Here is a 13,103-nt window from a genome sequence, read left to right as displayed (position 1 = left end):
CTCTCATGCAACATGTTCTGTCTTTTTAATTTCATCTACGCTAACGTAGTATCCGTCGTCGTAATCAAACGAGCGCCAGATCATACAACCTAACATACCAATACCACCGACAATTGCTAACCAGAACCAGCTAAATACTAATGCAAAACCTGCAAGACCGATAAAACAAGACATAATGATTGGAACGCCTGAATTACTTGGCATATGAATCGGTTTTAATTCTTCAGGTTTTGGTATAATAGTTTCGCCGTTTTTCTTCATTTCCCAGAATACATCGCTATGCTTAACTTCTGGTAATTTTGCAAAGTTGTAATGTTGTACTGGAGATTGTGTTGCCCATTCAAGTGTACGAGCATCCCAAGGATCTCCAGTTACATCGCGCTCACCATGACGAATGCTATAAACTACGTTGTAGCATAATAAAGCAAAGCCAACTGCCATCATTACTGCACCGACAGATGCGATTAGGTTTAATCCGCCCCATCCAAGGTTTGCAGAGTAAGTGTACATACGACGAGTCATACCATCTAAACCTAGGAAATACATTGGGAAGAAACAGATATTAAATCCGATCATAAAGATCCAGAATGTCCATTTACCAAGACGCTCATTTAGCATATGACCAGTCATCTTTGGATACCAGAATGTAAATCCAGCAAGCATCGCGAATACTGTACCTGCAATTAATACGTAGTGGAAGTGAGCGATTAGGAAGTAGCTGTTATGGTATTGATAGTCAGCTGCTGCCATCGCAAGCATAACCCCTGTAACTCCACCAATTACGAAGTTTGGAATAAACGCCAATGACCAAAGCATTGGAACTGTAAAACGGATACGACCTTTATAAAGCGTAAACAGCCAGTTAAAGATCTTAACACCCGTTGGAATCGAAATCGCCATTGTCGAAATCGAGAAGAATGAGTTAACTGCTGGTCCTGCACCCATTGTAAAGAAGTGATGCAGCCATACAAGACCACTTAGAGTTGCGATTGCAACCATTGAGTAAACCATTGCTGTATATCCAAATAATCGTTTACGTGAGAACGTACTTACGATTTCAGAGAAAATACCGAATGCCGGTAAAATAACGATATATACTTCAGGGTGACCCCATACCCAGAACAAGTTCGCCCAAAGCATTGGCATACCGCCGCTCGCCATCGTAAAGAAGTGAGCGTCAAATAGACGGTCAAATGACATTAATGCAAGAGCAACTGTTAATACTGGGAAAGCAAAGATGATGATGACACATGTAATTAAAATAGACCATGTAAACATTGGCATTTGCATTAACTTCATGCCTGGTGCACGCATTTTTAAGATTGTTACCATGAAGTTAATCCCTGTCATCAGCGTCCCGAGACCTGAAATCTGCAATGCAATTGCATAGTAGTTATTTCCTACACCAGGGCTAAATTCTGTACCAGCCATTGGGAAGTATGATGTCCACCCAGCGTCTGGAGAACCACCGATAACGAAGGCGATGTTAAATAACATAGCACCGACGAAGAATAACCAAAAACTTAATGCATTTAAGAAAGGATATGCAACGTCACGTGCTCCAATTTGAAGAGGAACAACAACGTTCATAAGTCCCATAACAAACGGCATTGCCATGAAGAGAATCATAACTGTACCGTGTGTTGTAAAGATACCATTATAATGTTCAGCGTTTAAATATGTTGTGTCAGGAAATGTTAACTGAGCACGAATCATTAATCCATCCATACCGCCGCGGAACATCATTACAATTGCTGAAATGATATACATCAATCCAATTTTCTTATGGTCAACAGAAGTTAACCACTCATCCCAAAGCCATCTCCACTTTTTGTACTTTGTCAGCACAAAAATGATTCCTAACGTCACAAGAACAATAGATACGTCCGCTCCGTATATAATCGGATCGCCTGTGACAAAAAATTCATCAAGCTTCACTATATTCACTCCAATCTGTTGGAATAATCGTTATTACTTTTTGTTTTTGTAGTAGTTGTAATCACAATATTCAAGTGATTTTGGATCTACATATTTTAAATGTGTATTAGAGTATGTCATACGCCCTACTACACCTGGTTGAATGATTTCTTTATATTTGTTTTCTGATAACTTAGGAGCACCTTTTGCTTCTTTTACCCACTTGTTGTACTCTTCTTTTGTTTTTGCTTCAAGTTCAAACTCCATGTGAGTAAATCCTTCACCAGAGAAGTTTGCACTACGTCCAGTGTAAGAACCTGGTTTATCAGCTTGTAGGTATAAATCCATAATCATGCCATCCATTGTATACTTCATTCCACCAAGTTCTGGAATCCAGAAAGCATTCATTGGACCAACAGAAGTTAATTTAAATTGAATTGGTACACCTGCTGGTACATTTAAATAGTTAACGGTTTCAATTCCTTCCTCAGGATAACTGAATAACCATTTCCAGTTAGCAGATGTAACGTAAATTTCAACAGGTTTTATATCTTTTGTTTGCTCTGGTGGCTTTTCCGATGCGTACGTTGCTTTTACAGTTGGGATTGACAATGCAATCACGATGATAACAGGGAAAATAGTCCAGATAACTTCTAAAAGAGTATTACCGTGTATATCAGGTGGCTCATAGTCCATATTTTCTGGTTTTTCACGGTAACGAATTAAAATAATTGTGAACAGGACGAATACGACTACAATAATTACTGACATCAGTATGAGTGACCAAATAATTAAATCATACTGCGTTTTTGCAACAGGTCCTTGTGGATTTAATACAGCGATTTTTTCGCATCCACCGAGGAACAAGAGTAATGATAGTGGAAGAAGAGAAGCCAACTTCCAAAATTTTTTTTTCAGTTGCACGATTGAAAATCTCCTTTCTCCTTGGATTGAAACTATGCCAATAAAACAATATAAACCTATTAATTTATAGATGGCAATAGTTTTTGAGATATTGTTAAAAAATAGACACAAATGCACAGTTTTTACGATGAAAAACATTTGTAACTTGCTAATATTGTAAACTATTTTTGAGATCATATTTCGATTTTTAAAATTTTAAGATAAATAAAGTTATACCAAAATATCCAATAAATAGAAAAAAGCTATCTCATAATAGGATAAGATAGCTGAATATTCCATATATTTAGTTTATTTTTACGAGATGTTTTTTTGCTGTTCAAATGTGACAATTTTTTTATATTTTAATCTATAAAAAATATAACAAATAATCATGAATGGAATACCGCAATATAAAGCGATGCGTTGGTCTGGAATAAATGCTAAGCTTATAAATGTAACAAAGTTTAAAGAAAACGCCGCAATAGGAACAAGAGGATAAAGCGGCGTACGGTATTTTAAGTCTCGTATATCCCCGCCGTTCTTAATAAATTCTCTTCTAAAGAAAAATTGAGATGCAGCAATGGACATCCAAACAACGACAGCTGCCATAGCCGCAATCGATGTTAATACTAAAAAGACGGTATCAGCGGCAAATACACTTGTTAAAAGAGAAAGGCCGGCAAAGATTAAGCTAAAAATCAAAGCATTGATCGGTACCCCTTTTTTCGTTAATTTTGTGAAGCGCGGACTTCCCATTCCTTGTTTTGCCATCGCCCAAAGCATACGAGAGTTTGCGTATAAACCAGAATTTGCCACCGATAATACTGCTGTAATAATAACAAAATTCATAATGTCTGCTGCATAAGGGATTCCAGCTGTGTCAAAAACGAGTACGAACGGGCTTTCTACAAGATTTGCTTCTTGCCATGGTAATAATCCTACAACTACAGAAATAGCAAGAACGAAAAAGAAAAGTGTTCGCCAAATTGTACTTTTTATAGCACGTGGTATTGTTACTTCTGGTTGTTTACTTTCACCTGAAGCAATCCCTATTAATTCTGTTCCTTGGAACGCATAGTTAACGGTAATCATCGTAAGAAGAACGGCTGGAAGCCCGTTTGGAAATAACCCACCATTTTCTGTGAAGTTATGGAACATCGGTGCCGGCTTACCACTAAAGTCTAATATACCAAACATAACAGCGCCGCCAAGTAAAATAAAAAGAATAATTGTTATTACTTTAACACTTGCAAACCAAAACTCAGCTTCAGCATACGCACGTGCGGAGGAAGCGTTTACAAGAAAGAGTATAACAGCAAATAAAACACACCATATCCAAGATGCAACATCTGGAAACCAGCGCTTCATTAAAATACTGACAGTCGTTAATTCAACTCCGACAGTTACAGCCCAATTCAGCCAATACATCCACCCCACCACAAATCCAAAACCAGGTGAAATAAATTTACTAGCATAACTTTGAAAAGAACCTGCTTCCGGCATGGCAACTGTTAATTCTCCAAGACAAAGCATCGTTAAATACATAACAAAGCCGCCGACTAAATAGGCAAGAATGGCTCCACCTGGTCCAGCATTGTGAACAGTTTGTCCAGATCCCATAAACAATCCCGTTCCGATAACTCCCCCAAGAGCAATCATGAAGAGGTGTCTGCTTTGCATCGTACGTTTTAATTCATTTGACTGCGTCTCCTTTTGGATCATATACCCCTCACCTCATATTTTAATGTTGTTTAGCGGAAATCATCAGTAAACCGCTAATTAAATTTCTCCTCACCGAAGAAACTTAACCAAGTTAAACATATTTAAGTTTAACAAAATATCCCAAAGTTGTACATTTATTTTTCTTTTTATTTTAAAAAATTAGAATTTTTAGACCTCCATATTGGAATAACAATCTATAGAATCGTTCTAGTAAACTAACAAAAACAAAGGTACAATGAAGAGAGTATCGTTTTTAAAATGTAGGAAAATAATTATGTAATGGAGTTAGATATATGTTTAAGAGCATCAAATACATCTGTATTTTAGGCATTGTAATTATTGTTTGTGTGGCATGCAATAAAGAGGCTATGGGAGTGAAAAATAAGATCTTTCAAAAAACTCAGGAACTTCGTATAGACTTTTCATTTAAAATGAAAGAGCAAGTGATGATTGAAAATGTTCCATTTATAAAACAACTTCCTGAATTAGAACGTGGTTGTGAAGTGACAAGTTTAGCAATGCTACTGCAATATAACGGGATTCAAGTAGACAAAATGAAGCTTGCGAGTGAAATCGCTCGTGTCCCATTTAAAGCAAACGGTGTGAAAGGAAACCCACATGAAGGGTTTGTTGGAGATATTTACACGAAGTCTGAACCAGGCTATGGTGTATACCATCAGCCAATTTTTCAATTAGCACAAAAATATGTTCCGGATAAAACGATTGATTTATCCGGAAGAGAAATCAAGGATATATATAAAGTACTTAGTGCTGGTTCGCCAGTATGGATTATTGCTAATACAACTTTTCAACCGCTAGATGCGGATAACTTTGAAAGTTGGAATACAAATGCTGGAGAATTAAAGATTACATATTATGAACATAGTGCAGTTATTATTGGTTACGATAAAAACTATGTATATGTAAATGACCCACTAGCAGATAACCCGCGTAAAAGTATTCCACGTACTCAATTTGAAAAAGCGTGGGAACAAATGGGGAAACAAGCAATTACTATTCTTAAAAAATAAAAAGCTATCGATTTCGATGGCTTTTTATTTTTATTAGACAATATATATCAGATCAAAAACCTTCTTTTTTTGGGAAGGCGAGATAAACTGGCCATGCGTAGAAGCGGTCAGGGCCTTTTTCTGCTACTTGCCATGTTTTAAAACAAAAGGAGTAAGCGAGTGCTGGGCATGGGGTATTTTTCGTAGCAGCGATTTTGATGTTGAAACATGAAAATGAATTTATGTATATAGACGTCCCTCTTTCTTTTCGGGATGGCAAGAGCGTCTGGCCATGTGTAGATGTAGGGTGAGAATAAAGTTTGAATAGAACTTTCCCTTCAATCATTATTTAACAACAAATACAAAAACTCCATTTTGAAAAAAGATTGATCAAAATGGAGTTTTTCTTTTTAGTTAAGGATGAGATTTTTATAAAAAAGTTTATTCGTTTTCTACCAGTGTTGATTCGTAATTACGCCCGATTGCAGAATAAAGACATAAAGTTAGTTCTTACCGATTAATATTTCTAAATCAACAGTGATTTGAGCTGAACTCCCTTCCAAGAATGATTTAACTTGTTTTTCTGTGGTCGCCCATAATAAAGGAGTCATTTGAACTAACGATTGCATTGATAGACTATCAAGTGTCACGGTATAACATAATCTTGAACTATCTATCAATTGGAAGTTCTCATTAAATCGTTCAACAGTATCAACATTAGAATAAGATTGTTTTTCAGATCCATCGAATATAATTTCTCTTAATTCTTTTAAGTAGTCACTTCCAGGAACGACTTTAATCACTAAACCATCAGCTTTTAACAATCTATTAAATTCTGCATAATTGGAAGGTGATAAGATATTCAGAATAATATCAAATTGCTTATCTTTAAATGGTGTATTTGCTAGGTCGGCAACAGTCCAAATCTTATTAGTGTAGTTCTTAGCGGCTACCAAAACACCTTCTTTAGAAAGATCAATCCCTACTCCTGTAACTATTTTTTTATAAGCAGAACTAGCGATTTCACAAATGCTAGTTAGGTGAGAACCTTCGCCACATCCCATATCAATTACAGATATTGATTCTTTTTTAACAGCAACATGCTTATTTATGCTTTCAACAATTACCTGACTTAATAGTGCAAAAAAGCCATCCTCTGCAATAATTTTTCTTCGCGCTTCAAAAAGTTCCTTAGTGTATTTAGTTTTTACTAGTTGAGTTGTCAAGTTGATATATCCTTGTTTAGTAAAATCAAATGTATGGTTATTTGAGCAGATTAAACTCTTTAACTCAAAAACCTTCATTGTTGAGTCGCAAATAGGACACTTGAAAATATGTTCAAATTTACTTAAATATTCTGCGCTCTGCATTCTTTTGTTCATTTTATACAAAGAAGCCACCTCATTCATTTTTAGATAAATGAAAAAGGCATAGACAAATAAACCCTCATCATATTTTCAAAAAAATACGAGTCGGATTTTAAAGTAGTCTATACCTGTCACTATCTATATCGAATGAATTGAATAATCATGAAATTAACTCCTTTGTAGATGTATAGGTTTTAACCCATAAAGACACTAACACGATTAAATTTTTATTGCAACTAAATAATTTTAAACGTGTTAGTAGAATAAAAAGAGATACAACCGTATGACTTTATTTCAAATCTACAGAAGCGGTCAGGGCCTTTTTCTGCCGCATGCGAAGTTTCAAACAAAGGGAGAAAGCAAGTGCGGGGCATGGTGTATTATGCATAGCCGCGACTTATGTATCGACACATGAAAACAGATTTATATAGTACAGAAAACATTGTCTTTTTTTGTAGCATAACAGATGGAAATGTTTTATAATTTGAAATAGTTAAATAAATTTGTAAGCGGATACAATATGTTTCTTACTAATTAAAGGAGGTTTATTATGCAGCAAACAAACAAAGCAGAAAATTTAAACCGTGGATTAAAACAACGACATATTACCCTTATGTCGCTTGGCTCTGCCATTGGGGTTGGACTCTTTTTAGGATCAGCTTCGGCTATTAAACTCGCAGGACCATCTATTTTATTTGCTTATATCATTGCTGGCCTTGCAATCTTTTTCATTATGCGAGCGCTTGGAGAAATGGCAATTGAGCAACCTGTTGCCGGTTCATTCAGTAAATATGCACATGACTATTTAGGTCCACTAGCAGGGTATATAACGGGCTGGAACTATTGGTTCTTATGGGTTGTAACTTGTATGGCTGAAATTACGGCAGCAGGAATTTATATGCAATATTGGTTCCCAAACACTGAACGCTGGGTGTGGGCGTTAATTGCTCTTGTATTAATGAGCGCATTAAACTTTTTATCTGTTAAGGTGTACGGAGAACTTGAGTTTTGGTTTGCTTTAATTAAAATTGTCACAATTATCTGTATGATCGTAATTGGCACCGGTATTATTTTATTCGGGTTTGGAAACGGCGGCGTAGCGACTGGAATTTCAAACCTTTGGTCACATGGCGGTTGGTTCCCAAATGGATTTTCTGGCCTTCTTCTCTCATTACAGATGGTACTATTTGCTTACTTAGGAGTAGAGTTAATTGGTGTAACAGCTGGAGAAGCAGAAAACCCGAAAAAAACATTATCTAAAGCGATTGATAACGTTTTTTGGCGTATTTTAATCTTCTATGTAGGTGCCTTATTCGTTATGATGGCAATTTATCCATGGAATGAGATTGGTGAAAAAGGAAGTCCATTTGTACTAACGTTTGAACAAATCGGCATTGCGAAAGCAGCAGGAATTATTAACTTTGTTGTCTTAACAGCTGCTCTTTCTTCTTGTAATGGAGGTCTCTTTAGTACAGGTCGTATGTTATTTACATTAGCACAACAAAAACAAGCACCAGAAAAATTTGGTCAATTAAATAAAAATGGAATTCCAAGCAAAGGAATTTTAGCAACAGCTTTCGTATTGTTAATAGGAGTTGCATTAAACTACGTTGTTCCAGCAAAAGTATTTACGTGGCTAACGAGTATTTCCACGTTCGGAGCAATTTGGACTTGGGGTGTCATTTTAGTTGCACAGCTTCGTTTCCGCAAAGGACTATCACAGGAGGCGCAAGGCAAATTAACGTACAAACTGCCATTGTATCCACTTAGCTCTTATGTTACGCTCGCTTTCCTTGCTTTAGTATTAGGTATTATGGCATACTCCGCTGATACACGTATCGCATTAATCGTTGGACCAATTTGGCTTATCGCTTTAGTAGCTGTTTATTATGCAAAAGGATTTCACACAACAGATAAAACATCGAAATCTTCTTCGCAAATTGGGTAAAGCTAATCCCTTCCTCATATGAGGAAGGGATTTTTTCTCCTCTACTGCTATATACAAAAATATTTCTCAACAAAATTCATCTTATTTTTACAAAATTTTATGAATTCCCCCTTTCTTCTTCCGTTATATTTCGGTAAAGTAATATAGAGACACTTTTATCCGTAGGGGCAGCTGATAGTTAGTTGAAAGAATCACACTCTTACTTAATTAAACTTACTTTAGGGGGATTATTATGAAGAAAGAAAAATGGCTGAAGCTCACATTAGCAACCGGAATGACTTTAAGTATGGCCACCATGTTTAGTTCAACGACTTTTGCTGAAAGCGCTTTAGATCCAGCTCCACAAATTGCAGCAAAAATCGTGAACGAAAACGCTGGAAAAAAAGTATTATTTGATAATACACATGCTCAAACAGCAGGAACAGCTGATTGGGTTATTGATGGGGGATTTTCTGATTTCGGAAACGGCATTGCAAACAAAGGCTTTTTTGTAAAAGAACTACGTAAATCAACACCTATTACTTATGATGACTTAAAAGATTACAATGTGTTCATCATTCCAGAAGCAAACATTCCGTATAAAAAATCAGAACAAGATGCGATGCTGCAATATGTGAAAAATGGCGGAAGTATCTTTTTTATAGCCGATCATTATAATGCAGACCGTAATAAAAACCGCTGGGATTCCTCAGAAGTTTTCAACGGGTATCGCCGCGGGGCATGGGAAAACCCTGCAAAAGGAATGTCTTCTGAAGAAGCATCTTCACAAGCTATGCAAGGTGTAGAAAGTTCTGATTGGCTAGCAAACAACTTTGGCGTACGCTTTCGCTATAATGCAATTGGCGATGTTTCAACAGATAAAATTGTAGCGCCAGATCAATCATTCGGAATTACTACAGGTGTTTCATCTGTTGCTATGCATGCAGGATCTACAATTGCAATTGTAAACCCGAATTTAGCAAAAGGAATTGTCTACTTACCAGAAAGTTTACCTAAATGGAATAACGCTGTAGATAGTGGTGTATATAACGGTGGCGGCATCGCTGAAGGCGCTTACGTTGCGGTGGCAAAAGTTGGTTTAGGAAAAGCAGCCTTTATCGGTGACTCTTCGCCAGTTGAAGATGCAACGCCAAAATATGTTCGTGAAGATACAGGACAGTCTAAAAAAACATATGATGGATATAAAGAAGAAAGCGATGCTACTTTATTAACAAATGTCGTAAAATGGCTTTCTACAAAAGAATCATATACGAGCTTAAAACAAGTAAACGGATTACAACTAGACACACCAACATCATTAAAAACATTTGAACAACCAAGTTCATCAACTGAGCCGCAACCAGAACCATGGGGTGCTCCTAACCAAGGATATCAATGGTTTAATTCAAGCACATTTAAACCTGGTTCTTACGGCTATAATAACAATAATACTGATAATAATAATAATGATGGAAACGTCTCAACAAGTGATTATAACTTTATTCACCCTAGTATTCTTCCAAACAACGGTGTATTTCAAATAAAAATACAAGCAGCACATTTATTACCAAACACTACTTACAGTAATTATTCTTTAGGTATTTATACAAGTGGTGGTACACAAGTAGCAAAAGTTCAAAATGCAAACGGAATTTGGCCTTCTTCTTATGGTTATAGTAATTCATTTTCCTTTACTACAAATAGCCAAGGTTCCGCTGAAAAAGTCGTGAATGTACAAATTGCCCCTAATACAGTAGGACAAGCTACATTACGCCTTCGTCAAAATACAACTGTAAAAGAAAATAAAACAGTTGTAATTGGAACACCTGCTATTCGATAAAAGGAGCCCCCTTTCGTGATGAAAGGGGCTTTTTTTATGTATCATTCCTCCTTTATCATTATATAAGAATATTTTTTTACAAAAATAGATCTTTATTGACTTCATAAATTTAATAAAGTAAACTATTAATCATATAAAATGATTAACTTTGTTTTTTATGTGAGGAGGAATTATATATGGAAGCTGCGCTACAGTTTGATGAAAAACAACCGCAAAAAAAGAAACATCCTCCAGGTTTGTATTTACTCTTTTTCACAGAAATGTGGGAACGATTTAGCTATTACGGATTACGAGGATTATTAACATTATATTTAACAACAGCCTTAATAAACGGTGGTCTTGGTTTTAGTAAGAGCTGGGCACTTACGATTTACGGCTTTTATACAGGCGCTTGTTATTTCACTCCATTAATTGGCGGATTTCTAACAGATCGCTTTCTTGGTAGACGATTAGCGATTACACTTGGTGGTATAACAATTGCCATTGGTAACTTGACGTTATTTGCACTGCAAAGCCAATTAGGACTATATCTTGGATTGGCGCTTATTATTATCGGGAACGGTTTCTTCAAACCAAACATTTCTACTCTTGTCGGGGAATTATATAAAGAAAATGACCCGCGCCGTGATGGTGCCTTTACAATTTTTTATATGGGAATTAACGTTGGTTCATTCCTTGCTCCACTCGTTTGCGGATATTTATCAGAAGATTTGTTTAAAACAACAGTAGACGGCGTTATGCATTACGGTTTCCGTTATGGATTTTTAGCTGCATCTATTGGGATGATTGTCGGACAAATTTTATTTACAACTTTATCAAATCGTTATCTTGGTGATATTGGTAAAAAACCGACAGCAGCTATACAAACAGGTACAAACAACAAAACAGCTGGCAATACACCATTAACGAAAAAAGAAAAACAACATACAGCTGTAATTGTCATTTTAACGTGTTTCGTTGTGTTCTTCTGGGCTGGATTTGAACAAGCTGGTAGTTCTTTAACACTATATACAAATAGTTTTGTCGACCGCTCTATATTCGGTTGGGAAATTCCAACATCTTGGTTCCAATCTGTAAACCCACTATTCATTATTTTATTAGCACCAGCTATTTCAACGCTTTGGACGAAGCTTGCTTCTACAAAACGCGGTGATTTAAAAATCCCAACAAAAATGGGTCTTGGGATGATCTTACTTGGAATTGGATATATGGTTCTTCTTGTCGCTACGTTAAAAACAGGAAGTAACGAACAACAAATTGCCGAAAAAGCAAACCTACTCTTTATTGTCTTTACTTACCTGTTCCATACATTAGGAGAATTATTCTTATCTCCAGTCGGACTATCAATGGTAAGTTCCCTTGCCCCTGTCAAACTCGCATCTTTATTAATGGGCGTTTGGTTATCAAGTACAGGTGTTGCTAATATTTTAGGTGGACAGTTAGCAAACTTTACAACTTCATTAGGTTACTCAGAAGTATTTGCTGTTATTGGAGCTGTCGCTATTTTCCTAGGATGTATCTTACTATTGCTTTCCAAAAAATTAGTAAAGTGGATGGACTAAAAGAGATGAGGGGTTACCCCTCATCTTTTTTCAGCATTTTCTCCTTTTTCTATCACTTACTTATATAACTCTTTATGCTCTTTGTAGTCACTTGATACAAAGCGTTTATAGAAGAAAGAAATCCCACCTTCAACAAAAGTGGAATTTCTTTTTAACTATTTACCCCCACTGATGGAAGTTTCACTTTATTTTTTTCACCTGCACCAAATTTCCGGATACTACATATCGCTTAGAATTATCAAGTACAGACGAACATGTAATCAAGGTTAGTTCATTCTTCCCGTGATCTTCAACAACTTCCCATTTATCCGGCGTGACTTTTGTTACTTGTTGTACCGCATACTCGTATTCATTTTCACTATCATATAAATATACTTTATCATTCTTTTTTAATTCCGAAATATCGCTAAATAACACACCTTTTTTCGACATGTTATGTCCTGCTAATGCATAATTCTCTTTTCCCATCTCTTGTTTTTCTTTTACTGTTGTTGCACCCGATAATAAATTTTTCTCTGTTGAACCATTTAAAATCGGTAGTTCTAATCCAATACTCGGAATAGACATACGCCCAATCACTTGTGTTTTATCTAATGAAGCATTTGCCACGTCTGCTAAATCCGGTTGTTTTATTTTAGAAGCATCAACAAATTTCGTTTCTTGTTTTTCATACTTCATTTTCTTAATAGCTTGTATGTTTTCTTCTTGCATCTTCCCAGCTTTGTAACCATCATAAAATGGTTTTGCAATTAAAACGCCACCTACAATAAATAAAAGAAGTGCCAGTATACTATAAATCTTTTTCTTATTCATGCTTCAATTCCTTTCCTTCACAAAGTTCCTCTTATATAAAAT

General features: G+C 36.0%; 9 protein-coding genes. 4 read left to right on the top strand and 5 right to left on the bottom strand.

All coding sequences use genetic code 11. The features are described 5' to 3' along the window. Positions 1-3: 3 nt before the first annotated feature. From qoxB to WAZ07_RS19395, 3 genes are all read right to left on the bottom strand, one after another. Positions 4-1,938 (bottom strand): cytochrome aa3 quinol oxidase subunit I, encoded by a 1,935-nt coding sequence (qoxB, locus tag WAZ07_RS19405; RefSeq protein WP_336473744.1) that lies wholly within the window; start codon positions 1,936-1,938, stop codon positions 4-6. 33 nt (positions 1,939-1,971) lie between these two features. Beyond that, on the bottom strand, positions 1,972-2,841 hold the full coding sequence (gene qoxA / locus WAZ07_RS19400; RefSeq protein ID WP_090918936.1) for a cytochrome aa3 quinol oxidase subunit II: 870 nt from the start codon (positions 2,839-2,841) through the stop codon (positions 1,972-1,974). 294 nt (positions 2,842-3,135) lie between these two features. Then, positions 3,136-4,542, bottom strand: coding sequence for an amino acid permease (locus WAZ07_RS19395; RefSeq protein WP_336473743.1), 1,407 nt, complete (start codon positions 4,540-4,542; stop codon positions 3,136-3,138). Between the two features lie 293 nt (positions 4,543-4,835). Here WAZ07_RS19395 and WAZ07_RS19390 point away from each other — a divergent pair, with 293 nt between their 5' ends. Beyond that, positions 4,836-5,573, top strand: coding sequence for a C39 family peptidase (locus tag WAZ07_RS19390; protein WP_336473742.1), 738 nt, complete (start codon positions 4,836-4,838; stop codon positions 5,571-5,573). 482 nt (positions 5,574-6,055) lie between these two features. Here WAZ07_RS19390 and WAZ07_RS19385 read toward each other — a convergent pair whose 3' ends face one another. Continuing rightward, entirely contained in the window at positions 6,056-6,934 is an 879-nt protein-coding gene (locus WAZ07_RS19385; protein WP_336473741.1) for a putative RNA methyltransferase, read from the bottom strand. A 535-nt stretch (positions 6,935-7,469) separates the two neighbouring features. Between WAZ07_RS19385 and WAZ07_RS19380 the strand changes: the two genes are divergently transcribed. From WAZ07_RS19380 to WAZ07_RS19370, 3 genes are all read left to right on the top strand, one after another. Continuing rightward, a complete protein-coding gene (locus WAZ07_RS19380) occupies positions 7,470-8,867 on the top strand; it encodes an amino acid permease (protein WP_090918930.1) in 1,398 nt (465 codons plus the stop codon). Between the two features lie 232 nt (positions 8,868-9,099). Beyond that, entirely contained in the window at positions 9,100-10,686 is a 1,587-nt protein-coding gene (locus WAZ07_RS19375; RefSeq protein ID WP_336473740.1) for a DNA-binding protein, read from the top strand. A gap of 176 nt (positions 10,687-10,862) precedes the next feature. After that, entirely contained in the window at positions 10,863-12,248 is a 1,386-nt protein-coding gene (locus WAZ07_RS19370; RefSeq protein WP_336473739.1) for a peptide MFS transporter, read from the top strand. Between the two features lie 180 nt (positions 12,249-12,428). Here the strand turns inward: WAZ07_RS19370 and WAZ07_RS19365 are convergent, their stop codons facing one another. Next, on the bottom strand, positions 12,429-13,061 hold the full coding sequence (locus tag WAZ07_RS19365) for a class A sortase (protein ID WP_336473738.1): 633 nt from the start codon (positions 13,059-13,061) through the stop codon (positions 12,429-12,431). Positions 13,062-13,103: the final 42 nt, after the last annotated feature.

This window comes from Bacillus bruguierae (genome assembly GCF_037104725.1).
GTDB lineage: Bacteria > Bacillota > Bacilli > Bacillales > Bacillaceae_G > Bacillus_A > Bacillus_A bruguierae.
Note: the sequence above shows the minus strand (reverse complement) of the source record. Positions and strands in the feature narration are given on the sequence as shown.